Genomic DNA, 24,914 nt, shown 5'->3' with positions numbered 1-24,914 from the left:
TCATGGCAGCCAAACCGCAAGCGCAATCCGCGCGCAACGAAGATGTCGGCAGCGAATTCCTGGTCTTCACGCTGGGCGACGAAGAGTACGGCATCGACATCCTGAAAGTGCAGGAAATCCGGGGCTACGACGCCGACACGGTGACTCGCATCGCCAACGTTCCGACCTTCATCAAGGGCGTGACGAACCTGCGCGGCATCATCGTTCCCATCGTCGACCTGCGTATCAAGTTCAACCTGGGCCGCGTTGACTACAACGAGCAGACCGTCGTCATCATCCTCAACCTGGATCGCCGCGTGGTCGGCATCGTGGTTGACGGCGTGTCCGACGTGCTGATGTTGAACGCCGGCCAGATTCGTCCGGCGCCGGAGTTCGGCGCCACCTTGTCCACCGAATACCTGACCGGTCTGGGCACGGTGGACGAGCGCATGCTCATCCTGGTCGATATCGAAAAGATGATGACCAGCGACGAAATGGCGCTGGTGGAGAAGGTCGCCTCCTGATCGGAGTTTGACCGGAACGCGGGGTAGAGGCGCCATATTCAATCCGATGTGGCGCTTTCCTTTAACGATTGCAGTCAAAGGGTGGTTCTTGAGATGCGCAAGTTTTTCGCGAACATGACGATACGCAGCAGCCTGTTGTGGGTGCTGGCGTTCTTCTCATTCATGTTGGTGATTGGGGCGGCGCTAGGCGTGTTGTCCCTGCGCATCAGCAATGGAACCCTGGCCGAGATCAAGCAATCGCAGGAACTTGACGACGCGGTGAGCCGGGTCGTGTCCAGCTACAAGGACACGATGAACGGCCTGGGCCGCGCGGCGACCGCCAACTACGCGGACATCGTCAGCAGCGTGGGCCAAGCCACCTTGCTGACGCAGGGCCTGTCGGCGGAAGCCACCGGGCTGCTGGAACGCGCCAAGGGGTCCATGAACAAGGGCCAGGCGGAATTCGAGTACTACAAGACGCTGCCCCAGCCCCCGGACGCGGTCGAGTCGCTGAAGGAAATTGAAGCGGCCTACGCCATGCTGGTGCAGCAAGGCTTGAACCCGCTGGTGGCCGCCCTGGAAAAGGCCGACATGCCGGCCTACCAGAAGCAGGTTCAGACGGTGCAGGACGCGCTGGAAGGGCGCTTTTCTCGCGCCATCGAAGCCTTTGATTTCTGGCGCGCCAGCAAGATGATGGACGCGCACGACGTGGCGCAGGTGCGTTACCAATTCGTGTTGGTGGCCGTGGGCGCGGGTGGCGTGATCGCCGCGCTGCTGGTCTTCGCCACCTATGTCTTCCTGCGCCGCCGGGTGCTGCTGCCCTTGAAGGAAGCCGGCCAGCACTTCGACCGCATCGCGGGCGGTGACCTGACCGCCCGGGTGGACGTACGCAACACCAATGAAATCGGCCAGTTGTTCGCCGCCCTGAAGCGCATGCAGGAAAGCCTGACGCGCACGGTGGCAACGGTGCGCCGTGGCGTGGACGAGATCAACGTGGGCTCGCATGAAATCGCGGCCGGCAACACGGACCTGTCCAGCCGCACGGAACAGCAGGCGGCTTCCCTTGAGGAAACCGCGGCGTCGATGGAAGAGCTGGCGTCCACGGTGAAGCAGAACGCCGACAACGCGCGCCAGGCCAACCAGTTGGCGGCCAGCGCGTCGGACGTGGCTGAAAAGGGCGGTTCGGCGGTGTCGGAAGTGGTGACCACCATGCACGACATTTCGGCCAGCTCGCGCAAGATCTCCGAGATTGTTTCCGTCATTGACGGCATCGCCTTCCAGACCAACATCCTGGCGCTGAACGCCGCCGTGGAAGCGGCGCGTGCAGGCGAGCAGGGCAAGGGTTTTGCGGTGGTGGCGGGCGAAGTGCGCTCGCTGGCGCAGCGCAGCGCGCAGGCGGCCAAGGAAATCAAGGGCCTGATCGAAGACTCGGTCACGAAGGTCGGCGCCGGTTCACAACAGGTGGAACGCGCGGGCGCGACGATGCAGGAGATCGTGGCGTCGGTGAAGCGCGTAACCGACATCATGGGCGAGATCTCGGCGGCGTCCGAAGAGCAGTCCAGCGGTATCGATCAAGTCAACCGCGCCGTGTCGCAGATGGATGAAGTGACGCAGCAGAACGCGGCGCTGGTGGAAGAAGCAGCGGCCGCGGCCGGCTCGCTGCAAGAGCAGGCGGAACGCCTGGCGCAAGCCGTGGCGGTGTTCAAGATCAATGCGGGCGAAGTCATTGAAGTGCCGGCGCAACGCCTGTCTTCGGTGCGTTCGTCCGATGAAGACTCACGCTTGCAAGCGCCTGATGCGCTTGCGCTTGGGCACTGAGGAATCGCGTGGCAACTGCGGCAACCCAGGCGCCGTCCATTTCGGTGGACCGCCAATTCGATTTTCGCGACGCGGACTTTTCCCGCGTCCGCAAGATGATCCACGCGCGCGCGGGCATCTCGCTGGGCACGCACAAGCGTGAAATGGTCTACAGCCGCCTGGCCAGGCGTTTGCGCGCCCTGGGCCGCCAGGACTTCGGCAGCTATCTGGACCAGTTGGAGCACGAACCCGACGCGCACGAGTGGGAAGAATTCGTCAACGCGTTGACGACCAACCTGACCGCCTTCTTCCGCGAATCGCACCACTTTCCCATCCTGGCCGAGTTCGCGCAAAAGCGCGGTGGCCCGGTGTCGGTATGGTGCTGTGCCGCGTCCACAGGCGAAGAGCCGTACTCGATTGCGATGACGCTGGTCGAAGCCCTGGGGCCGCGCGCGGCATCGTCCACGGTGCTGGCCACCGACATCGATACCAATGTGCTGAATCGCGCGCGCGCCGCCGTGTACCCCGCCGAGCGTGTGGCCAAGATGGAAGACGAGCGCCTGCGCCGCTTCTTCCTGAAAGGACGCGGCGCCAATGCCGGCCAGGTGCGGGTGCGCCCCGAGATCGCCGACATGGTGCGGTACGAAACCTTGAACCTGTTGGCGCCGTCATGGCCGATCAACGAAAAGTTCGACGTGATCTTCTGCCGCAACGTGATGATTTATTTTGACAAGCCGACGCAGGCGAAGATTCTGGAGCGCTTTGCGCCGCTGCTCAAGCCGGGCGGCCTGCTGTTTGCCGGGCACTCCGAGAACTTCACCTACATCAGCCGGGATTTTCGTCTGCGCGGGCAGACCGTCTACGAATGTGCGAGTAAGGCCTGAATGGGCCAAGGCAGCAAACAATGAAAAAAATAAGCGTTTTGTGTGTAGACGACTCCGCGTTGGTGCGCGGGCTGATGACCGAAATCATCAACAGCCAGCCCGACATGGAAGTGGTCGCGACCGCGCCCGATCCCTTGGTGGCGCGTGACCTCATCAAGCGCCACAACCCGGACGTGCTGACGCTGGACGTGGAAATGCCCCGCATGGACGGGCTGGATTTTCTTGAAAAGCTGATGCGCCTGCGGCCGATGCCGGTGGTGATGGTGTCGTCGCTGACTGAACGCGGCGGTGAAATTACGCTGCGCGCGCTGGAACTGGGCGCGATCGACTTCGTGACCAAGCCCAAGCTGGGCATTCGCGACGGCCTGCTGGAATACACCGAGATCATCGCGGACAAGATCCGCGCGGCCTCGCGCGCCAAGCTGCGCGCGCCCACGCCGCACGCGGCGCAGGCCGCGCCCGCACCCATGTTGCGCCGCCCGCTGTCCAGCTCGGAAAAGCTGGTGATCGTGGGCGCGTCCACGGGCGGTACCGAAGCCATCCGCGAAGTGCTGCAACCCTTGCCGCCGGACAGCCCGGCCATCCTGATCACGCAGCACATGCCTGCCGGCTTTACGCGTTCGTTCGCGCAGCGGCTGGATGCGCTGTGCGCGGTGACGGTGCGCGAAGCGGTCCATGGTGACCGCGTGCTGCCGGGCCACGTTTACCTGGCGCCGGGCGGCGACATGCACATGCGCCTGGGCCGCAGCGGCGCCAACTACGTGATCGAGCTTGAAGCCAGCGAACCCGTCAACCGCCACCGCCCGTCGGTGGATGTGTTGTTCAATTCGGCCGCCGTGGCCGCCGGCAAGAACGCCATCGGCGTCATCCTGACCGGCATGGGCAAGGACGGCGCGGCCGGCATGCTGGCCATGCACCGCGCGGGCGCGCACACCATTGCGCAAGACGAAGCCAGTTGTGTGGTGTTCGGCATGCCCCGCGAAGCCATCGCCATTGGCGCCGCGGATGAAGTGGTTGCGCTGTCGGCGATTAGCGAACGCATTCTGACTCGCCTGGGCGACCGTGGGCACCGCGTTTGACGCGACTGCACCCACGATCGGTCTCAAGCAAATTTCTTCTGGAGTGAAAGATGGTAGACAAGGGCATCAAGATTCTGGTGGTGGATGACTTCCCCACCATGCGACGAATCATCCGCAACCTGCTCAAAGAGCTGGGTTTCGAGAACGTGGACGAGGCCGAGGACGGCGCGATCGGGCTGGAGAAGCTGCGCAACGGCGGTTTCCAATTCGTCGTGTCCGACTGGAACATGCCCAACCTGGACGGCCTGGAAATGCTCAAGCAGATTCGCGCCGACGCATCGCTGGCCTCGCTGCCGGTGCTGATGGTGACGGCCGAAGCCAAGAAGGAAAACATCGTGGCGGCGGCTCAGGCCGGCGCCAACGGTTACGTGGTCAAGCCTTTCACGGCGGCAACGCTGGAAGAAAAGCTCACCAAGATCTTCGAGAAAATAGCCGGCTGAGGTGTGCAATGAGCCCCACGGAACAAGTTGAAGCCGCCGCCGAGAATCCGGATCTGATCCACCGAATTGCCTCGCTGACGCGCATGCTGCGTGACAGCATGCGCGAACTGGGCCTGGATCAGGCCATCAAGGACGCGGCCAATGCCATCCCCGATGCGCGCGATCGCCTGCGCTACGTGGCCCAGATGACCGAGCAGGCCGCCAACCGCGTGCTGAACGCGACCGAGCAGGCCGGCCCCATCCAGGACGGCATGTCGCGCTCGGCCCAGGCGCTGGATAGCCGCTGGCAGCAGTGGTACGACCAGCCGCTGGAAATGCCCGAAGCGCGCGAACTGGTGAAAGACACCCGCGCCTTCCTGGCGGACGTGCCCAAGCAGACGCAGCAGACCCAGTCCAAGCTGATGGAAATCATCATGGCGCAGGATTTCCAGGACCTTACGGGCCAGGTCATCATGCGCATGATGGACGTGGTGGGCGCGATTGAACGCGAGTTGCTGCAGGTGCTGCTGGACAACGTGCCGCAGGAACGCCGCGACGAAGCCAACAGCCTGTTGAACGGGCCGCAGATCAGTCCGCAAGGCAAGACGGACGTCGTCACCAGCCAGGATCAGGTAGACGACCTGCTGGCCAGCCTGGGGTTCTGATCGACCCATCGCGCCGGCCGGCCTGGCCGCCGGCGGCGCGTGCATAGAAGAATAAGCAGGGGGGCCTTGCAGTACGAGACAAGGCGCGCGCCGCGCGCCAGGCAACGGACGCCCACAGAAGGCGATCCGGGCCAGCACAAGGAGGTCCATCATGGCCAGATCCGAATTCCGCCTGGGCGGTATGTGGGCATTGCTACGTCGCTTGAACCGAGGCGACGGCACGCTGTCCGAACGTACCTTTTCCCTTAGCCCCGCGGTTTTTTCCCTGCATCGCTTCCTGGCGCGAATGCGCGGGCGCATCGTCACTGTGCGGCAATCCAGCATCGAAATCGCTTTGAACGCGGCGCGCACGCAATACCAGGCGGGGCGTTGCTCGGCCTTGGCGCAAGAGCAGGCGCGCGCGGCGGGCGCCTTGGCCGACAGCGGCGCGCAGATTGCCGCCTTGTCCACGTCCACCTCTACCCATGCGCGCCAGATTGCCGATGTGTCCGGCCATAACCTGCTTGCGGCCGAGCAGGCCTTGTCCGAGCTGTCCGACGTGAAGGCGCGTGTGGATCGGATGACACGCGAGATGGCCGCGTTCACTGACGTGGTGGGCCAGTTGACCTTGCGCGCGCGCTCGGTGGCCGAGATCAGCAAGCTGATCAAGGACATTGCGCTGCAAACGCAGCTGCTTGCCTTGAACGCGGGCGTGGAAGCCGCCAGGGCAGGGGACGCGGGGCGCGGCTTCGCGGTAGTGGCCAGTGAAGTGGGCCGCCTGGCCGAACGGGTCAATGCCGCCACCAGCGATATCGGGCGCCATACCGTTGAAATGCTGGACTTGGTGGACACCACCCAACGCCAGACCGGCACGCTGCGGGAAGACGTGGACGCCTCCGGCGCGGTGCTGGACCGCACTTGCACGGATTTCGAACGCTTCGTGCGCGATTTCGACAGCATGAACCGGCAGGTCAACGAGGTGGTGCAGGCGATTGGCGAAGTCGACGCCACCAACCACGGCATGAGCCAGGAAGTGGGGCGCATTGCCGCGCTGAGCGCCGACGTGCTGGATCGCGTGGGCAGCATGTCGAACGAAATCGACCGTATTCGCCGGCAGACGGAAAGCGTGCAGGAAGTGCTGGCCGACGTGCGCACCGGCAAGACCGCGTTCGACCGGCTGTGCGACACGGTGGAAAGCTTTCAAGCCGCCGCCGAGCGCCTGCTGGACGACGCCCGCCGCCGTGGCGTGGATGTGTTCGACCGCCATTACCAGCGCATCGCGGGCAGTGAACCGCCGCGCTTTCACACGCGCTATGACCGGGCGATTGACGAGGCCTTGACGCAACTGCTGGACGAGGTGCTGGATGCCGTGCCGGGCGGCATCTACACGCTGGTGGTCGACGCCCGGGGCTACGCGCCCGCGCACAACGGCCGCTTTTCACACCCGCCCACGGGCGACCCCAAGGTGGACATCGCGCGCTCGCGGCACAAGCGCATCTTCGACGACCCCGTGGGCGCCCGGCTGGCCGCCAATACCGGCGCGATGCTCTTTCAGACCTATTCGCGCGATACCGGCGAGATCATCAACGATATTTCGATCCCGCTGTATTTGGGGTCGGAACACTGGGGCGCGGTCCGCATCGGGCTGGACTATGTCAGCTTCCAGGCGGCGCTGGACGGCGCGGCGCCGGTGGCCGTACTGCGCAGCGCCGAATAGCACCGCTTTCTTCCCGCTTCTTGGCTTATCGCCCAACCCCGGGCAATCCTAGAATCTCGGCGGGCGGCTCGTAATCCGAAAATCCGCGAGCCGCAACAGAACCGCAGAGCATGGCTGAAGAAAGCGACCTCGAGAAATCCGAAGCAGCCTCTCCCAGGCGCCTGGAAAAGGCGCGCGAGGAGGGGCAGATTGCGCGTTCCCGGGAACTGGGAACGTTCATGATGCTGGCTGCCGGCGTGGGCATGATCTGGGCCGGCGGCGGTTCGCTGTATCAGGGCTTGAGCGGCGTGCTGCACAACGGCCTGGCGTTCGATCAGCGCATTGTGACGGATCCCGGCGTCATGGTTGAACAGGCGGTAATCGGCTTCGGCCACGCCCTGATGACGCTGCTGCCCATTTTCGGCGTGCTGATGGTGGTGGCCGTGCTGTCCAGCGTGTTGCTGGGCGGCATCGTGATCTCGGGCAAGCCCTTGCAAGCCAATTTTTCGAAGCTGAGCCTTTTCGCCGGCCTGAAGCGGATGTTCTCGTCGCAGACGGTGGTGGAACTGATCAAGGCGCTGGCCAAGGCGCTGCTGGTGGGCGGCGTGGCCGTCTGGGTCATCTGGCGCTATCACGACGAGATGATGGGTTTGATGCACGTGGCCCCATCGGCCGCCTTGATCAAGGCGCTGTCGCTGGTAGCGCTGTGCTGCGTCTTCATCGTGGCGTCCCTGCTGGTGATTGTGCTGTTGGATGTGCCCTGGCAGATCTGGAGCCATTTGAAGAAGTTGCGCATGTCCAAGGAAGACGTGCGCCAGGAACACAAGGAAAGCGAAGGCGATCCACACGTGAAGGCGCGTATTCGCCAGCAGCAGCGCCAGGCCGCGCGTCGCCGCATGATGTCGGAAGTGCCGAAGGCGGACGTGGTGGTGACCAACCCGACGCACTATGCCGTGGCGCTGAAGTATGACGAAGACAAGAGCGGCGCCCCGCGCGTGATCGCCAAGGGCACGGGCCTGATCGCGGCGAAGATCCGCGAACTGGCCGCCGAGAACCGCATTCCCACATTGGAAGCGCCGCCCCTGGCGCGCGCATTGCATCAACACGTAGAGCTGGGGCAAGAAATCCCGGCCGAGCTATATACCGCGGTGGCGGAAGTGCTGGCGTGGGTCTTCCAGCTGCGTTCGTGGCGTTCAGGATGGGGGGACGAGCCATCGACCCCGACCAAACTGGCCGTGCCCGCAGCGCTGGACCCGCAGGCATCAACCGCAGCACAAGGAGTCTAAGGAATGAGCGCTTTGCTCACCATGTTGAAGAGTAGCGGGGCCGGCCATGCGCGGCTTCTGGCAGGGCCGATCCTGATCGTGATGGTGCTGGGCATGATGGTATTGCCCCTGCCCACGTTCCTGTTGGACTTGCTGTTCACCTTCAACATTGCGCTGTCCGTGATGATCCTGCTGGTGGCCATGTTCACGCGCAAGCCGCTGGACTTCGCCGCCTTTCCGGCCGTGCTGCTGTTCGCGACCTTGTTGCGCCTGTCGCTGAACGTGGCGTCCACGCGGGTTGTGCTGCTGCACGGCCACACCGGCCCCGACGCGGCCGGCAAGGTGATCGAGGCGTTCGGCCACTTCCTGGTGGGCGGCAACTTCGCGGTCGGGATCATCGTGTTCGTGATCCTGACCATCATCAACTTCATCGTGATCACCAAGGGTGCGGGGCGTATCGCCGAAGTGGGCGCGCGTTTCACCCTGGACGCGATGCCCGGCAAGCAGATGGCGATCGACGCCGACCTGAACGCCGGCCTGATCGGTGAAGACGAAGCGCGCAAGCGCCGCGCCGAGGTCTCGCAGGAATCGGACTTCTTCGGCTCGATGGACGGCGCCAGCAAGTTCGTGCGCGGCGACGCCATCGCCGGCCTGCTGATCATGGTGATCAACGTGATCGGCGGCCTGATCGTGGGCGTGGCCCAGCACGACATGTCGATGGCCGAGTCGGGCCGCGTCTACACGCTGCTGACCATCGGCGACGGCCTGGTCGCGCAAATCCCGGCGCTGGTGATCTCGACCGCCGCCGGCGTGGTGGTGTCGCGCGTGTCGACCGATCAGGACATTGGCCAGCAGATCATGAGCCAGTTGTTCTCGAACCCGGCCGTGCTGTTCCTGACGGCGGGCATCATCGGCATCATGGGCCTGATTCCCAACATGCCGCACGTGGCTTTCCTGACGCTGGCCGCCGCGCTGGGCTGGGGCGGCTGGACGCTGCACAAGCGCCGAGTGGCCGCCGCGCAAGCCGCAGAAGAGGTGCCGCCGCAAGCGATCACGCAGGCGCAGGCCGCGGCCGCCGAGGCCAGTTGGGACGACGTGTCCATGGTGGATCAGTTGGGGCTGGAAGTGGGCTACCGGCTGATCCCGCTGGTGGACCACGCCCAGAACGGCGAACTGCTGCATCGCATCCGCAGCCTGCGCAAGAAGTTCGCGCAGGACGTGGGCTTTCTGCCGCCGGTGGTGCACATCCGCGACAACCTGGAACTGAAGCCGAACGACTACCGCATCCTGTTGTCGGGGGTCGAGGTGGGCCAGGGCGTGGCGATGCCAGGCCAATGGCTGGCCATCGACCCGGGCGGTGTCACGGTACAGATCAAGGGCACGCCCACCACCGACCCGGCATTCGGTTTGCCCGCGCTGTGGATCGACGGGGGCTTGCGCGACCAGGCGCAGGTGGCGGGCTATACGGTGGTGGACGCCGGCACGGTGGTGGCTACGCACTTGAACCATTTGATGCATCGCCACGGGTCGAATCTGTTGGGTCGCCAGGAAGTGCAGCAGTTGCTGGACCGCATCGGCCGCGACGCGCCCAAGTTGGTGGAAGACCTGGTCCCCAAGACGCTGTCGCTGACTGCCTTGCAGAAGGTGCTGCAAGGCCTGCTGTCGGAAGAAGTGCCGATCCGCGACATGCGCACCATTATCGATACGCTGTCCGAGCACGGCCCGCGCCTGGCGGCGCAGGCGGCGGGCACGGGCGGGCAGCCCGATATCAACGAGCTGATCATGCTGGTCCGCCGTTCGCTGGGCCGCGCGATCACGCAGCAGTGGTTCCCGGGCGAGGGCGAGCTGCGGGTGATCGGGCTGGACGTGAAGCTGGAGCGCGTGCTGTCGCAGGCCATGACCACCAGCGGTGGCCTGGAGCCGGGCCTGGCCGACACCTTGCTGCGCGAGACGCAGGCTGCGGTCGAACGCCAGGAATCGCAAGGCAATGCGCCGGTGCTGCTGGTGTCGCCGGTGTTGCGCGCGCCGCTGTCGCGCTTCTTGCGGCACCATCTGCCGCAGTTGGGCGTGTTGTCGAATACGGAAATACCCGATGAACGCATGGTCCGCGTGACCGCGATGATCGGCGGGAGCAACGGGTAATGAAGATAAGCCGCTTTTTTGGGGTCAACAGCCGTGAAGTGATGCGCCAGGTGCGCCAGGTGCTGGGGCCGGATGCCTTGATCGTGTCGAACCGCAGCGTCGATGGCGGTGTGGAAGTGCTGGCCACGGTGGATGGCGCGTTTGAGGACGCGGCGTCGGAAACGCCGCAGCGGGAAACGGCGGGGTATGCCGCGCCTGCGGTTGATGCGCGACAACCTGCGCCGACCAGTTCGCCGTTCGGTGGGGCGGCTGTGCAGGCGCCGATGCCGCAGAGCGGTTACTTGACGCCGTCGCCCGCGCAGGCGCCGATGCCGCAGGCCAACTACTCAACGCCGTCGCGCTCCATCGCGGCATACCAGTCCGCCTTTGCTTCGTCGGCAGTGCCGGAGATGGATGCGATGCCGGTGTCGAACGGCGCCGTTGAGCCCCAATCCGCAACACCCCATTCCACAACGCCTGCCCCCGCGTCGCTACACCCGACGTCCGCGCAGCAGGCTCCCATGCTGCATTCAGCTCCCGCGCAAGTGGCCGCCCCGTCCGTCGCCGCGCAGCCCGCTGCGCCGCTGACCGGCGCGGCGACCCGTGTGGAACTGCCAGCCTTGCCTCCCGCCCGGCCGGCGACGCCGGCTTCGGCACCTGCGTATGCGCCAGCCGCGTCTGCGCCGGCTTCGGCACCTGCGTATGCGCCGGCTGTGTCCGCGCCTGCGTCGGCGCCCGCCTATGCACCGGCTGCATCCGTGCCTGCGTCGGCGCCTGCCTACGCACCGACTGCGTCCGTGCCTGCGTCGGCACCCGCCTATGCGCCGCCTGCGTCCGCGCCTGCGTCGGCACCCGCCTATACACCGCCTGCGTCCGCGCCTGCGTCGGCCCCCGCCTATGTGCCGCCGGCGTCCGCGCTTGCTTCGGCGCCCGCCTATACACCGGCTGCTTCGGCTGCCGCATCCGCACCGTCCATGGCTCGCATGCCGGACGCGCCGCTGCGTCAGGCGCCGCCCATGGCGCCGCCGTCGCTGCCGGCGAACTCCAACGCCGGTTTGCAGGACGCCATCAGCGCCTTGCGCGGTGCGTTGGAAACTCGCATGGACGGCCTGCTGTGGGGCGGTCGCCCCGGCTCGGGCCGCGAGCCCGCCGCCGCCGCGCTGTTCCGTAGTTTGCTTGATGCCGGCTTCAGCACGAAGCTGGTTCGCACGCTGGTCGACCGACTGCCGCAAGGACTGTCGACGGACGCCGCCCAGGCTTGGGCGCGCAACGAGCTGGTCACGCACCTGCCCGTGGTCCGCTCGGAAGACGAATTCCTGGCCGGTGGCGTCTACGCCCTGGTCGGCCCCACCGGCGTGGGCAAGACCACCACGCTGGCCAAGCTGGCCGCCCGTTGCGTGGCACGCGAAGGCCGCGACCAGGTCGCGATGCTGACGACCGACCTGTTCCGGATAGGCGCGCTTGAACAGTTGCAAATCTACGGCCGCCTGATGGGCGTGCCCGCGCATTCAGTGCGCGACGCCGGCGAGCTGCGCCGCATTCTTGCCGAACTCGGCAACCGCAAGATCGTGCTGATCGACACCACCGGCATCAGCCAGCGCGACCGCCTCGTGGCGGAGCAGGCCACCTTGCTGTGCAACGCGGGCAAGCCGGTGCGCCGCCTGCTGGTGCTGAACGCCGCCAGCCAGGGCGATACCTTGGACGAAGTGGCGCACGCCTACCGCAATGGGGTGGGCGAGGATGTGGCCGGTTGCATCATCACCAAGTTGGACGAAGCCACGCGCCTGGGCGCGGCGCTGGACACGGCGATTCGCCATCGCCTGCCGATTCACTACATGTCGGTGGGGCAGAAGGTCCCGGAACACATGGAACTGGCGCGCGCCGACGTGCTGATCGACCGCGCTTTTCAGATGGTCGAACGCGCGCGCGCCTTGTACACGCCCAGCGAAGCGGATCTGGCGTCGCTGGTGCCGTCGGCCCGCGAAGCGGACGCGGTGGACCCCGCGCGCCGCCGGCAACTGCTGGCATCCGCGATCCTGCGTCCGCAAGGCGGCTCGGCATCGGTTGCGGCGGCGCAGAACCTGGACGACACGATCGGGTTGTTGGACAACGACCCGGCTTGCGTGCAAGCGCGCGCATCCTGGCGTGAGTATGTCGGCGACGGCGCGGGCGCAAGCCTGGCGGGTTTGGCCGACGAGCCGCTGGCGATGGTGCGGCGGGAATTCTCGTCGGTCTGCAACCGGCATCTGCTGGCCATGCACGGCAAGACCAGCATGAAAGGCGAGGGCTTGCCGGGTGGCGTGTTGATGGGGTCCCTGCTGATGAGCGATCGCGGCGTGGCCCTGGCGGCGCCGGCGCAGCAGTTGGCGCTGGCCCACGGCATGCTGACGTCGTTTGCGCCCGCGGCGCCCGGTCTGGCGGATGCCGGCCCGGCGTTGGAGGCGCGCGTGCGCTGGCTGGGCGAGCAGTTACCGCGCCTGCCGCTGGTGCATCTGCTGGAGGCGGGTACGTCGGCGTTGTGGCAGTCGCTAAGCGGGCAGGGCGCGTCATGGGTGGCACGCTGCCCAGGCGGCATGCGCGTGGTGCAGGACGAATGCCCGACCAATTTGAATGCGGTTGGCAAGAGCGTGGGGTATTTGCCCGTGGGTCAGCCGGGTGACATGCCGGGGTTGGTCAGCGAGCAGGGTGGTAAGCAGGTGCCGTTGGCGCTGTGGGCGTCCGGTACGGAGATCGCCTTGCCGGGCCGTGGCGAGCACGCGGCGTTCCGTTTGGTGTGCGCGCGGTTGATCGACACGGCAAGCGGTGAGGTAGCGGGCCAGTTGTTCGGCGTGACGAACCTGCCTGCGTCACAAGCCGACGCGGCGACAGTGGCGCGGTGGCTGGTGTTGCAGGATGAGGCCAAGGCGGGCTTCCGCTATATGGCAAGTGCCTGGCAGGCACTGCCGGCCGTTGATGGCGCGCATACCTTGGCCAGGCAGTCGCTGATGGCGGGCCAGTTGGGCGCCGCGTGCTGGCAGATGGCGCATTCGGCGTCTGCCGGGGTGGCGCGCGGGCCGTTGTCGGGGATTATGGGGTCGGAACGAAAGCTGTCAGGGAAGTTGCTGCCGGTGGCGATATTGAAGATGTTCGCGATGTTGGAGATGGCGGCGGGTTGATCCAGAATTCGCAGTGGTGCTCGTAGGATGGGTGAAGCGCGCGGGAACCTTGGCAAGATCGCAGGGGCTGCATCGCGCGTAACCCATCGTGCGGTGGTCCCGGTTATATCTGCCCGTGGCTGATGGGTTTCGCGCGTTACGCGCTGGTGTTTCTCTGGCGGGCGTGCCGCGCTTCACCCATCCTACGTGTAGCGCGGGACTTATCCGGCGACGATGGGTTTGCGGCTGGGGGCGCCTCGGGCGCCGCGGCCGTAGGCGTCGTATGTGACGTTGCCCTTGGCGCCGTTGATGTCGCGCAGCGCGTCCAGCGATTGCTGGGTGTAGCGCAGGTGGACGTCGATCAGCGCGCCATTGCGCATATTGATTTCATTGGCTGATGCCGACTTGCTCAACAGCGCTTGCCAGACACCCGACAACTGCGGGTGCAGCACGGCGGCCTGCTCCGTGCCGGTGTGACCGGCGGGCAGGCCGATTTCGGCCAACAGGCCGTCGCGCGTGTCGCTCAGATCCACCAATTGCTGTGCCACGCGGCCCTTGCGTTCCGTAATGGTCTGCAGCGCGCCCACGTTGCCCGGCCCGACCAGCACCTCGGTCTCTTCTTCCAGAATCGCCGAGAACTCGGTGATCAGGGCGTCTTCCTGACGCATGCAGGACTGGAGGGCGTCGACGGGGTTCATGGTCATACTTTGTGGATGATCAGGCGTTGAACAAGGATTACTTCAGCAGATCGCGCGCGCTGGCGATCAGGCTGTCGGCGATACGGCCGGTGTCGATCTTCAATTGGCCGGAGGCGATCGCGGCGCGGATGGCGGCCACGCGCTCGACGTTGATGTCGTTCGAGCCGTCTTGCAAGGCCAGCATCTTGCGCGATGCCGAGCTCAACGCCACTTGCGAGCTGCTGGAGCCCGAGGCGTTGCTGGCGCCGTACGCCTGCGAAACGGCGGAATCCGGGCGCTGGCTCACGGCGTCGGCCGAAAGAGGCCGGTTGGAGGTCGAATTGATTTTCAAGGTTTTCTCCGCAGGGCGTCCTGGGTCGGTTTGCGACGGATCCGCCTACATATGTCTGTGTAACGACAGGGCAGGGGGGAACTTTAGGGCAGCTTGCCCGCCGCCGCAACGCGATTTGTAACAGACCCTACAGTTGTATTTCCACCAAACCCGCGTTGCGCACCACACCGCTGACCACCTGGCCGTTCGCGGTGCGGACCTGCACTCGGGCGCCTGGCGCCGCATTGTCCAGCGCCTCGCCCTCGCTGCTGACCACAAACCCCTTGCCGCGCGCATTGATCCGCACGTTGGAGCCGCGCAGCACCGTTTGGGCATTGCGTAAAGAAGAACTTCGCACCGGCTGGCCGGCGTTGATCCGGTAGGCGGCCGTCATGCCCTCAACCATCTGGGGGTCGGTGATGGCACCCGGCGGCAGCGACACCAGGTCGCCATCCCGGGGCGAAAGGTCGTCCGGCGTCAGCGCCTGGCCCGCCGCGATCAAGCGCGAAGCGACGTAATAGTACCCGGGCACGCTGACCGTGGCCTGCACATAGGTCGTCCAGGGCTTGGGCGCGTTGCACCGCACGCCCACCGTCATCCGCGAACGCAGCCGCATGCCCGACGGCATGAACGGGGCCATGGCGTCGCAGGGCGTCAGGTGTTCCACGCGCGGCGCGTCCACGGTAATGGCGGGCTGGCCGGGCAGGCCGGCCAACTGATCCAGCAGATAGTCTTGCGCAACAGAAGCGATCGCCCCGGGCGGCTGGCTGGCCGCGGCTTGGGCCAGCGCGGCGCCGGAACCGGCCAGCGCCAGAACGATCAGGCCGCTTGCGCGCGCGAGGAGGAGTCGTGCGGAGATTTTCATGATGACTGAATTGTAGGAGTCCGCCGCGCTTGGCAATACGTGAATTGGATGAGAAATGGCAGGTTATTTGGCTGATTGTGTTACGCCGTCGGCCCCTATGATTCCGTCATCCAATGGGATACCGGTGTGTTCGGCGTCCCGTGCTCTATCCGTATTGCAACGCAAGAAGGCGCCACGATGCTCGACAGGCTTAATGAAGATTTCCGGTTCTACCAGCAGGCTCTGGGACTGCGCGCGCAGCGCCAGGAAGTGCTGTCGTCCAACATCGCCAACGCCGACACGCCGAACTACAAGGCGCGCGACTTTGACTTCAAGGCCGCGATGCAGAACGCCATGGAAGGCTCCAAGCGCCTGGAAGACACCTCGCTGACGTTGACCTCGGCGCGCCACATTCCCGCCAAGGCCGTCTCGCAAGGTCCGACCGACCTGCTGTACCGCCTGCCGTACCAGCCCAGCATGGACGGCAACACGGTGGACATGGATATCGAGCGCGTGCAGTTCGCCGACAACACCTTGCACTACCAGAGCACGATGCAGATGATCTCCGGCCGCATCCGGACGCTGCAAACCGCTATTCAGGATTGATCCATAAAGGGAGCAACAGGCAATGTCCTTGTTGAGCATTTTCGATATCGCCGGTTCCGCGCTCAGCGCGCAGTCGCAACGCATGAACGTGTCGGCCAGCAATATGGCCAACGCCGACAGCGTCGTCGGCCCGGACGGCCAGCCGTACCGCGCCCGCCAGGTCGTGTTCCAGGTCAACCCGGCTCCGGGTCAGGCCATGGGGCAGGAGATCGGCGGCGTGCGCGTGGCCGGCGTCATCCAGGACCCGTCGCCCTTGAAACAGGTTTACGACCCCAAGCATCCGCTGGCGGACGCCCAGGGTTACATCAGCATGCCCAACGTCGATCCGGTGGCCGAAACGGTCAACATGATCGCGGCGTCGCGGTCGTATCAGGCCAACGTCGAGGTGTTGAACACCGCCAAGTCGTTGATGCAGAAGACCCTGACCATCGGTCAGTCCTAATCCCTGACAGAGTGAATCCATGACCACCGTCAATCAAAACACCAGCGCTACCGGCATGGCCCTGGCCCAAACGGGTTCCACCAGCTCCATCACGGCGCAGGGCCTGCAGGACCAGTTCCTGAAGCTGCTCACGACGCAGTTGCAGAACCAGGATCCGCTGAATCCGATGGAAAACGCCGAGCTCACCTCGCAGATGGCGCAAATCGCGACGGTGGAAGGCGTCAACAACCTCAAGAACACCATGCTGGCCATCAGCGGCCAGATCGACGTGTCGCAGTCGATGAACGCCGTGGCGATGATCGGCAAGGGCGTGCTCGTTCCCGGCAACAAGATCAAGGTCGGCGTCGACGGCGATAACGCCGCCGAGCGCGTGGTCACCCCTTACGGCCTGGACTTGCAAGCCGACGCGCAGAAGGTGCAAGTGCGCATCGCCGACGCCAACGGCGCCATCGTGCGCACCATTGAAATGGGCGAGCAAAAGACCGGCGTGTACACGCTGGACTGGGACGGCAAGAACGACAGCGGCGTGGTGCTGGAGCCGGGCGCGTACACCGTGTCCGTCCTGGCCACCGATGGCGACGGCAAGAAGATCAATTCGGAAGTGCTGAGCTACGGCCAGGTCAAGAGCGTGGCGTACTCCACCGACGGTTTGCGTCTGGATATGGGCCTGGACGGCCAGGCCAGCATGCTGGATGTGCGCAAGGTAATCGGCGGCGCCTGAATCGGGCGGACATGAATCGGTGCCGACGCACAAGCGGCGGCTTTCCTAGATAAAGATCAGCGAGAGAAAACATGGGCTTCGGACAAGGACTAAGCGGCTTGAACGCCGCATCGCAAAACCTGGACGTTATCGGCAACAACATTGCCAACTCCGGCACCGTCGGCTTCAAATCGGCCACCGCGTCGTTCGCCGACGTCTACGCCAGCTCGCGTGTGGGCCTGGGCGTCAAAGTGGCCGCCATCAACCAACGCTTCACGGTGGGTACCGTGCAGGGCGGCGGCGGCGAATACGACATTGCCATTGACGGCGCCAAGGGCATGTTCCGCCTGACCGACCAAAGCGGCGCGGTCATGTATTCGCGCAACGGCGAATTCCTGGTCGACAAGAACAGCTACATCGTCAACGCCCAAGGCTACCGCCTGACGGGTTACCCGGCGGGCGCGATCGGCGCCAACCCGGTCGAACTGCAAGTGCCGACCGCCAACGTGGCGCCGCAGGCCACCGCCACCGGCACCACCGTGGCCAACCTGAACGCCAACGCCAAAGTGATCTACCTGACGGATACGGTGACCACGCCGGCCGTCAACGGCACGGTCAACCTGGGCGGCACGGACTACGCGTTCACGCGCAACGCAACGGGCGATCTGGTCTGGGCAGCCGGTGCGCCGCCTGCGGCCACGTACGGCACCGCGCCGAACGAAATCGTCGTTGACGGCACGGGCGCCATCACCTCGGGCGACATCACCCAGGTTCCGGGCTACGTCAACTACACCGCCGCCGTCACGGAAATCGGTCGTCCCTTCGATCCGACCATTTCCAGCAGCTACACCAACGCGTCGCCCATGACGGTGTTTGACTCCCTGGGCAACTCGCACCAGGTGATGCAGTACTTCGTCAAGCGTCCGGCCGATGCCGCCGGCAACAGCGTCTACGACGTGTACTACACGATGGACGGCCAGGCCATGGCGCCGACCACGGCGGCAGGCGGCGTGTGGGGCAACCCCCAGCAGTTCACGTTCAACAAGGCCGGCGCGATGACCAGCGCCCCGGTTGTGACGCTGACCTACGCCACCCCGGGCGGCGACGTGACGCCGGCTGACCCGCTCAGCATCGCCATGAACTACACCGGCACCACGCAGTACGGCAGCGACTACAAGCTGGTGGCCAAGCCCGACGGTTACACGTCCGGCGAATTCAGCGGCATCAACTTCGGCGCCGACGGCAGCCTGGTGGCCAGCTACACGAACGGCGAAACGCAAATCGTCGGCAACATCGTGCTGGCTGACTTCTCCAACCTGCAAGGCTTGCAGCCCGTGGGCAACAACGCCTGGACCGAAACGTCTGCCTCCGGTCAGCCGATCCTGGGCCAGCCCGGAACCAACGGCATGTCTCGCGTGGTCGGCCAGGCCACGGAAGCGTCCAACGTCGACATGAGCAAGGAACTGGTCAACATGATCATTGCCCAGCGCACGTACCAGGCCAACTCGCAGACCATCAAGACCCAGGACGAAATCATGCAAGTCCTGATGAACCTGAAGTAAAGCTGGCTCGCGACGACACCGACGGAATAGGCAATGGACAGAATCATCTACACCGCCATGAATGGCGCAGCGCGTATCACTGAGCATCAGGCCGCGCTCTCCAACAACATGGCCAACGTGAACACGACGGGCTTTCGCGAGCAGATCGCGTTGTACCGCTCGGTTCCGATGGCGGACGGGGTGAGTCTGCCGACGCGGGTTTCGACGGTGGCGTCCACCCCCGGCAACAGCTTCCAGATGGGCACGATGCAGACCACGGGCCGCGACCTGGACGTGGCGCTGGCCAGCGAAAACGGCTGGATCGCCGTGCAGACCCCGCAAGGCGAGGCCTACACGCGCAACGGCAGCCTGCAAGTGGGCATCAACGGCCTGTTGCAGACGTCCTTGGGTCAGCCTGTGCTGTCGGACCAGGGCGGCCCCATCGACGTGCCCGACCAGGCCGCGCTGAGCATCACGTCGGACGGCACCATCACCGCCATCGGCGCGGGCGACGGTCCGAACAACATCCTGAACCTGGGCCGCCTGAAGCTGGCCAACCCGAACAACGCGCAGCTGGTGCACGGCGACGACGGCGTGTTCCGCATGGCGCCGGTCAATGGCCAGCCTGCGCCGCCCGTGCCCGCCGACCCGGGCCTGCGCCTGTTGTCCGGCGTGCTGGAAGGCAGCAACACCAATCCGATGAAGGCGATGGTGGGCATGATTGAAAACGCCCGTCGCTTCGAGCAGCAGATGCAGGTGATCCAGCAGTCGGACCGCAACGCCGAACGCGCCAACGGCATCCTGTCCGTCAGCTGATTCGGCCGCTGATTCAAACCAATTTCGCGCGCGGCCGGGCCGCGCCACTAGGAGTACTTCATCATGATGCGTTCGCTGTGGATTGCCAAGACGGGCCTGGAAGGTCAACAGATGTCCATGGACGTGATCTCCAATAACTTGGCCAACGTCTCCACCAACGGGTTCAAGCGCGGCCGCGCCGTGTTCCAGGACCTGATGTACCAGACGCTGCGCCAGCCCGGCGCCCAGGTGGGCGACGCCACGCAACTGCCGTCCGGCCTGCAATTGGGCACGGGCGCGCGCGTGGCCGCCACCGAGCGCATCCACACGGATGGCAACCTGAACAACACCGGCGGCGAAATGGATATCGCCATCAACGGCCGTGGTTTCCTGCAAGTGGAACTGCCCGACGGCACCCAGGGCTACACCCGTGACGGCGCGCTGCAACGCGACCAGAACGGCCAGTTGACCACGGTGTCCGGCTATGTGATCCAGCCGCCGATGAACGTGCCGGACAACGCCTTGTCCATCTCCATCGGCAAGGACGGCATCGTGTCGGTGACGCAACCTGGCGCCGCCGGCGTGAACGTGCAGATCGGCCAGTTGCAGATCGCCACCTTCATCAACCCGACCGGCCTGCAAAGCATCGGCGAAAACCTGTATCTGGAAACGGATGCCTCCGGCCCCGCCAACCTGCTGCAGCCGGGTGTGGACGGCGCGGGTTCGATCATGCAGAACTACGTTGAAACCTCGAACGTGAACGTCGCTGAAGAACTGGTCAACATGATCACGACCCAGCGCGCTTATGAAATGAACAGCAAGGCCGTCAAGACCTCTGACGAGATGCTGGCCCGCCTGTCCCAACTGTGATGCCCATGTCTGTCCTGCGTCTGGTTTTCAGTGCGGCGCTGGCTATGCTGGCGGCCGGTTGCGCCATGATTCCGCCCGAGCCCATCGTGACCGGGCCGACGACCGCCGCGCCGCCGCCGCCGCCCATGCCGATGGCGCAGCCCACGGGCTCGATCTATCAGCCCACCACCTACGGCAACTATCCGTTGTTCGAAGACCGTCGGCCGCGCAACGTGGGCGACATCGTCACCATTGTGCTGAACGAGCGCACCAATGCGTCCAAGAACGTCGCCACCAACACCAACCGCACCGGCTCGACCACGCTGGGCATTGCGGCGGCGCCGTCGTTCATGAACAGCTGGGCCAACGCCAACCTGAATACCGAAGCCAACGGCGGTAACGTCTCGCAGGGCAAGGGCGACAGCACCGCCAACAACGCCTTCACCGGCACCATCACCACCACGGTGGTGGGCGTGATGTCCAACGGCAACTTGCAGGTGGCTGGCGAGAAGCAGATCGCCATCAACCGGGGTAGCGAGTACGTACGCTTTGCCGGCGTGGTGGACCCGCGTTCCATCACCGGCACGAACACCGTGTCGTCCACGCAAGTGGCCGACGCCCGCATCGAATACCGCAGCAAGGGCGTCATGGATGAAGTTCAGACCATGGGCTGGCTGCAACGCTTCTTCCTGCTTGCTTCGCCGTTCTGACCATGACAAAACCCACTCCGATATCCGCCGTGCTGTCCTTGTTCGCTCGCGTGTGCGTGGCGGTGGGGCTGCTTGCCGGCGCCGGCGCGGCGCAAGCCGATCGGCTCAAGGATCTGGCCACGATCCAGGGCGTGCGGGGCAACCAGCTGATCGGCTATGGCCTGGTCGTGGGCCTGGACGGCAGCGGCGACCAGGTGCGCCAGACGCCATTCACCCAGCAAAGCCTGACCAACATGCTGTCGCAACTGGGCATTACGGTGCCCGCCGGCAGCAACATGCAATTGAAGAACGTGGCGGCCGTCATGGTCACCACCACCTTGCCGGCGTTTGCCCGGCCCGGCCAGACGCTGGACGTGGTGGTGTCGTCCATGGGTAACGCCAAGAGCTTGCGCGGCGGCACCTTGCTGATGACGCCCTTGAAGGGCGCCGACAGCCAGGTCTACGCCATTGCCCAGGGCAACATCCTGGTGGGCGGCGCGGGTGCGTCGGCCGGCGGTTCCAGCGTGCAGATCAACCAATTGAACGGCGGCCGCATCAGCGCGGGCGCCATCGTCGAACGCGGCGTGCCCACCACGTTCTCGCGCGACGGCTATATCCACCTCGAACTGAACAACACGGATTTCGGCACGGCGCAGAACGTGGCGGTGGCCTTGAACCGCAAGTTCGGCCAAGGCACGGCCACCGCGCTGGACGGCCGCGTGGTGCAGGTGCGCACGCCCATGGAGCAGTCCTCGCAGGCGCGCTTCCTGTCGCAGGTGGAAGACTTGCAGGTGACGCGCGCGCCTACGGTCGCCAAGGTCATCATCAACGCCCGTACCGGCTCGGTCGTCATGAACCGCACGGTCATGATCGAAGAGGCCGCCGTGGCGCACGGCAACCTGTCGGTCATCATCAACCGCCAGAACCAGGTGTCGCAACCGGACACGCCGTTCACCGAAGGGCAGACGGTGGTGGTGCCCAATACGCAAATCGAAGTGCGGCAGGACAATGGTTCGTTGCAGCGCGTGAGCACCAGCGCCAATCTGGCTGACGTGGTCAAGGGCCTGAACGCCCTGGGCGCCACGCCGCAAGACCTGCTGGCCATTCTGCAGGCCATGAAAACCGCGGGCGCCTTGCGCGCCGAACTGGAAATCATCTGACGGCCATGGCAATCACCCAAGACGCGGCGCGCGGCGCCGCCCGCCAGGATTCGGTGTTCGACATGGGCCGCTTGTCGGACCTGAAGCGCGACGTCAAGAAAGACCCCGCCGGCACCGACCAGCAAAAGCAGGTGGCCAAGCAATTCGAAGCGCTGTTCTTGCAGATGATGGTCAAGCGCATGCGCGAGGCCACGCCCAAGGAAGGGCTGTTCGATTCGCAACAGACGCAGATGCTGCAGTCCATGGCCGACGAGCAATTGGCGCTGCACCTGGCGTCGCCCGGGATCGGGCTCACCCAGTCCATCCTGGCGCAGATGCAGCAGGGCAAGCCGGCCGATATGTCCGACGACGCCGTGCGCGCCATCGCGCAGGGCGGCGACCTGGATTTCCGCACGGGCGGCTCGCGCGAGGTGTCGGCGCTGCTGAACGTGATGCGCAACAACCGCGCCAGCGACCGCGCCTTGGCGGCAGCCGAGGGTGCGCCCGATCACGTGGTCGACTTCGTGTCGAAGATGTCGCGCGCGGCCAACCTGGCGTCCCAGGAAAGTGGCGTGCCGGCTCGCCTGATCATGGGGCAGGCCGCCCTGGAATCGGGTTGGGGCAAGCGCGAAATCAAGCATCCGGACGGCAGCACCAGCTACAACCTGTTCGGCATCAAGGCGGGCGGCAGTTGGAAGGGCCAGGTCGTCAATGTGCTGACCACGGAATACGAAGACGGCGTCGCGAAAAAAGTGACGCAACCTTTCCGGGCCTATGCGTCTTACGAGGAATCGTTCTCGGACTACGCCCGCCTGATCGGCAATAGCCCACGCTACGAAGCCGTGACGCAGGCCCGCAACGAAATCGACGCGGCCCGCAAGATCCAGGACGCGGGCTATGCGACCGACCCGCGCTATGCGCAAAAACTGATCGGCATCATGGGCCAGTTGCGCGGGGCAGCATCCGACGTGGAAATTTCTCGTCAGATGTTGGAAGGACTCTAAATTTGGACGATCTCCTGCCGTTATTGGAGTATCCAGAGATATCACCTGCGGTTACACACGGGGCATTGTTAGCATGAACTTGTACAAAACAGCGCTGGGCGGGCTGAATGCCGCGCAGGCAGGCTTGGCAACCACCACCCACAACATCAACAATGCCACCACGGTGGGCTACAACCGTCAGCGCGTGCTGACGTCGACCGCCGGCGCCCAAGCCACCAGCAACGGCTACATCGGCCGTGGCGTGCAGGTTGACACCGTTGAACGCAGCTACGACAGCTTCCTGTACAAGCAGTTGGTGGGCTCGACCGGCAGCGGCGCGCAGTTGCAGACGCAGTTTGCGCAGGTATCGCAGATCAACAACCTGTTTGCCGACCGCACCGTGGGTATCGCCCCGGGTCTGACCGACTTCTTCACCAGCATGAACACGGTCGCCAGCAAGCCGGCCGACCCGGCGGCGCGCGCCGACCTGTTGGGCAAAGCCAATAGCCTGACGACGCAGATCCGTTCGGCCTATACCGAAATGCAGAATCAGCGCGAAGGCCTGAACACGCAGATCACCACCACGGTTGAACAGGTCAACAGCTACCTGACCCGTATCGACGACCTGAACACGCAGATTTCGCTTGCTTCCGGCAAAGCCGGTGGCAGCCCCCCCAACGACCTGCTCGACCAACGCGACCAGGCCGTGCTGGAACTGAACCAGCTTATCGGCATCACGACCTACCCGCAGGGCGACAAGATCAATATCTCGTTGACCAAGGGTGGCCAGTCGCTGCTGTCGGGCACCACGCTGTACCCCTTGCAGGCCGTGCCGTCGACCAAGGACGCCAGCCGCACGGTCATCGCCTATACCTTGCCGGCCGGTGCCGGCAAGACGGTGGCGGTGGAAATGGAAGACAGCGAAATCACCGGCGGCACGCTGGGTGGCCTGTTGCAGTTCCGTTCGTCGTCGCTGGACCTGATGCAGAACCAACTGGGCCAGTTGGCCGTTGGCCTGGCCTTGTCGTTCAACGAACAGCACACCCAAGGCCTGGACCAGAATGGCAACCCGGGCACCGATTTCTTCAGCGTCAGTTCGCCCGAGGCCGTGCCCAATACCGGCAACAAGAGCAACGCGCAGATCACGGGCGAGTTCACCACCCTGGGCAATATCAACGCCAAGGACTACGAGATTTCGTTTGACGGCACCAACTACCAGGTGCTGCGCATGCCGGAAGGCGCGCGTGTCTATAACGGACCCGCCACCGGCACGCCGCCCAACGCCACGCTGAACCTGGACGCCGAAATGGGCGTGACGCTGACGATCGATGCGCCGCCCCAGGCCGGCGACAAGTGGTCGCTGTCGCCCACGCGCAATGCCGCGCGCGACATCAACGTGCTGATTACCGATCCGGAAAAAGTGGCCGCGGCCGACGCCGAGGGCGGCGACGCCAACGGCAAGAACGCGCTGAAACTGGCGCAACTGCAAAGCGCCAAGGTGCTGGGTCACGGCACGATGAGCACCACCGATATGTTCGCGCAGGTGGTGAACACGGTGGGCGTGCAGACCGCGCAGGTGAAGTCGGCCGCCACCGCGCAGGCCAACCTGATCAAGCAGAACACCGCCGCGCAGCAGTCGGTGTCGGGTGTCAACCTGAACGAAGAATACGTCAGCCTTTCGCTGTACCAAGAGCAGTACCAGGCCAGCGCGCGCATTATTGATGTGGCCAGCACCGTGTTCGACACGCTGTTGGGCCTGCGTGGTTAAGACGAGCCTATTGTGATGATCAAAAAGAA

General features: G+C 64.9%; 23 protein-coding genes. 20 read left to right on the top strand and 3 right to left on the bottom strand.

The window, feature by feature from the left end; all coding sequences use genetic code 11:
• Nucleotides 1-2: 2 nt before the first annotated feature.
• The 10 genes from cheW (at nucleotide 3) to flhF (ending at nucleotide 13,542) form a co-directional block, all read left to right on the top strand.
• The gene (gene cheW, locus M2361_RS09825) at nucleotides 3-503 is read left to right on the top strand and encodes a chemotaxis protein CheW (protein WP_006219029.1); all 501 of its coding nucleotides are present in this window, start codon (nucleotides 3-5) and stop codon (nucleotides 501-503) included.
• A 93-nt stretch (nucleotides 504-596) separates the two neighbouring features.
• The gene (locus M2361_RS09820; protein WP_259248530.1) at nucleotides 597-2,300 is read left to right on the top strand and encodes a methyl-accepting chemotaxis protein; all 1,704 of its coding nucleotides are present in this window, start codon (nucleotides 597-599) and stop codon (nucleotides 2,298-2,300) included.
• 8 nt (nucleotides 2,301-2,308) lie between these two features.
• Nucleotides 2,309-3,163 (top strand): CheR family methyltransferase, encoded by an 855-nt coding sequence (locus tag M2361_RS09815; RefSeq protein WP_259248529.1) that lies wholly within the window; start codon nucleotides 2,309-2,311, stop codon nucleotides 3,161-3,163.
• Nucleotides 3,164-3,183: 20 nt separating this feature from the next.
• Complete coding sequence (locus M2361_RS09810; protein ID WP_259248527.1) at nucleotides 3,184-4,242, top strand: chemotaxis response regulator protein-glutamate methylesterase; 1,059 nt, start codon at nucleotides 3,184-3,186, stop codon at nucleotides 4,240-4,242.
• A gap of 50 nt (nucleotides 4,243-4,292) precedes the next feature.
• The gene (cheY, locus tag M2361_RS09805; RefSeq protein WP_006219033.1) at nucleotides 4,293-4,682 is read left to right on the top strand and encodes a chemotaxis response regulator CheY; all 390 of its coding nucleotides are present in this window, start codon (nucleotides 4,293-4,295) and stop codon (nucleotides 4,680-4,682) included.
• Nucleotides 4,683-4,690: 8 nt separating this feature from the next.
• Nucleotides 4,691-5,326, top strand: coding sequence for a protein phosphatase CheZ (cheZ, locus tag M2361_RS09800; RefSeq protein WP_100855430.1), 636 nt, complete (start codon nucleotides 4,691-4,693; stop codon nucleotides 5,324-5,326).
• A gap of 181 nt (nucleotides 5,327-5,507) precedes the next feature.
• Nucleotides 5,508-7,022, top strand: coding sequence for a methyl-accepting chemotaxis protein (locus M2361_RS09795; protein ID WP_259249270.1), 1,515 nt, complete (start codon nucleotides 5,508-5,510; stop codon nucleotides 7,020-7,022).
• A gap of 110 nt (nucleotides 7,023-7,132) precedes the next feature.
• Nucleotides 7,133-8,287: a flagellar biosynthesis protein FlhB gene (gene flhB, locus M2361_RS09790; RefSeq protein ID WP_259248520.1), complete on the top strand. Its 1,155-nt coding sequence runs from the start codon at nucleotides 7,133-7,135 to the stop codon at nucleotides 8,285-8,287.
• Between the two features lie 3 nt (nucleotides 8,288-8,290).
• Complete coding sequence (gene flhA / locus M2361_RS09785) at nucleotides 8,291-10,408, top strand: flagellar biosynthesis protein FlhA (RefSeq protein ID WP_259248518.1); 2,118 nt, start codon at nucleotides 8,291-8,293, stop codon at nucleotides 10,406-10,408.
• The gene (flhF, locus tag M2361_RS09780; RefSeq protein WP_310508898.1) at nucleotides 10,408-13,542 is read left to right on the top strand and encodes a flagellar biosynthesis protein FlhF; all 3,135 of its coding nucleotides are present in this window, start codon (nucleotides 10,408-10,410) and stop codon (nucleotides 13,540-13,542) included. The genes flhA and flhF overlap by 1 nt, the downstream gene beginning before the upstream one ends.
• 200 nt (nucleotides 13,543-13,742) lie before the next feature.
• Here flhF and M2361_RS09775 read toward each other — a convergent pair whose 3' ends face one another.
• The 3 genes from M2361_RS09775 to flgA form a co-directional block, all read right to left on the bottom strand.
• The gene (locus M2361_RS09775) at nucleotides 13,743-14,219 is read right to left on the bottom strand and encodes a flagella synthesis protein FlgN (RefSeq protein ID WP_050450239.1); all 477 of its coding nucleotides are present in this window, start codon (nucleotides 14,217-14,219) and stop codon (nucleotides 13,743-13,745) included.
• A 37-nt stretch (nucleotides 14,220-14,256) separates the two neighbouring features.
• Nucleotides 14,257-14,550 (bottom strand): flagellar biosynthesis anti-sigma factor FlgM, encoded by a 294-nt coding sequence (gene flgM, locus M2361_RS09770; RefSeq protein WP_100855434.1) that lies wholly within the window; start codon nucleotides 14,548-14,550, stop codon nucleotides 14,257-14,259.
• A gap of 127 nt (nucleotides 14,551-14,677) precedes the next feature.
• Complete coding sequence (flgA, locus tag M2361_RS09765; protein ID WP_259248512.1) at nucleotides 14,678-15,394, bottom strand: flagellar basal body P-ring formation chaperone FlgA; 717 nt, start codon at nucleotides 15,392-15,394, stop codon at nucleotides 14,678-14,680.
• Nucleotides 15,395-15,571: 177 nt separating this feature from the next.
• Here flgA and flgB point away from each other — a divergent pair, with 177 nt between their 5' ends.
• The 10 genes from flgB (at nucleotide 15,572) to flgK (ending at nucleotide 24,885) form a co-directional block, all read left to right on the top strand.
• Complete coding sequence (gene flgB, locus M2361_RS09760) at nucleotides 15,572-15,979, top strand: flagellar basal body rod protein FlgB (RefSeq protein ID WP_100857704.1); 408 nt, start codon at nucleotides 15,572-15,574, stop codon at nucleotides 15,977-15,979.
• A gap of 22 nt (nucleotides 15,980-16,001) precedes the next feature.
• Complete coding sequence (gene flgC / locus M2361_RS09755) at nucleotides 16,002-16,421, top strand: flagellar basal body rod protein FlgC (RefSeq protein WP_100855436.1); 420 nt, start codon at nucleotides 16,002-16,004, stop codon at nucleotides 16,419-16,421.
• 19 nt (nucleotides 16,422-16,440) lie between these two features.
• Nucleotides 16,441-17,142 (top strand): flagellar hook capping FlgD N-terminal domain-containing protein, encoded by a 702-nt coding sequence (locus M2361_RS09750; RefSeq protein WP_259248505.1) that lies wholly within the window; start codon nucleotides 16,441-16,443, stop codon nucleotides 17,140-17,142.
• Nucleotides 17,143-17,213: 71 nt separating this feature from the next.
• Complete coding sequence (locus M2361_RS09745; protein WP_259248503.1) at nucleotides 17,214-18,683, top strand: flagellar hook-basal body complex protein; 1,470 nt, start codon at nucleotides 17,214-17,216, stop codon at nucleotides 18,681-18,683.
• A 33-nt stretch (nucleotides 18,684-18,716) separates the two neighbouring features.
• Nucleotides 18,717-19,478, top strand: a complete 762-nt coding sequence (locus tag M2361_RS09740; protein ID WP_259248501.1) for a flagellar basal body rod protein FlgF — start codon at nucleotides 18,717-18,719, stop codon at nucleotides 19,476-19,478.
• A gap of 63 nt (nucleotides 19,479-19,541) precedes the next feature.
• Nucleotides 19,542-20,327: a flagellar basal-body rod protein FlgG gene (flgG, locus tag M2361_RS09735; RefSeq protein WP_050450233.1), complete on the top strand. Its 786-nt coding sequence runs from the start codon at nucleotides 19,542-19,544 to the stop codon at nucleotides 20,325-20,327.
• On the top strand, nucleotides 20,327-21,016 hold the full coding sequence (locus tag M2361_RS09730) for a flagellar basal body L-ring protein FlgH (RefSeq protein WP_259248498.1): 690 nt from the start codon (nucleotides 20,327-20,329) through the stop codon (nucleotides 21,014-21,016). Before flgG ends, M2361_RS09730 begins: the two co-directional genes overlap by 1 nt.
• A gap of 2 nt (nucleotides 21,017-21,018) precedes the next feature.
• The gene (locus M2361_RS09725) at nucleotides 21,019-22,155 is read left to right on the top strand and encodes a flagellar basal body P-ring protein FlgI (RefSeq protein ID WP_259248496.1); all 1,137 of its coding nucleotides are present in this window, start codon (nucleotides 21,019-21,021) and stop codon (nucleotides 22,153-22,155) included.
• Between the two features lie 5 nt (nucleotides 22,156-22,160).
• Nucleotides 22,161-23,138, top strand: coding sequence for a flagellar assembly peptidoglycan hydrolase FlgJ (gene flgJ / locus M2361_RS09720; RefSeq protein WP_259248494.1), 978 nt, complete (start codon nucleotides 22,161-22,163; stop codon nucleotides 23,136-23,138).
• A gap of 73 nt (nucleotides 23,139-23,211) precedes the next feature.
• Nucleotides 23,212-24,885: a flagellar hook-associated protein FlgK gene (flgK, locus tag M2361_RS09715; RefSeq protein WP_259248492.1), complete on the top strand. Its 1,674-nt coding sequence runs from the start codon at nucleotides 23,212-23,214 to the stop codon at nucleotides 24,883-24,885.
• The last annotated feature ends 29 nt before the right edge of the window (nucleotides 24,886-24,914 follow it).

Origin of the sequence: Achromobacter sp. JUb104 (assembly GCF_024806975.1) — a bacterium.
GTDB classification, from domain to species: domain Bacteria; phylum Pseudomonadota; class Gammaproteobacteria; order Burkholderiales; family Burkholderiaceae_B; genus Achromobacter; species Achromobacter spanius.
This window is presented reverse-complemented; position numbering and strand designations above follow the sequence as displayed.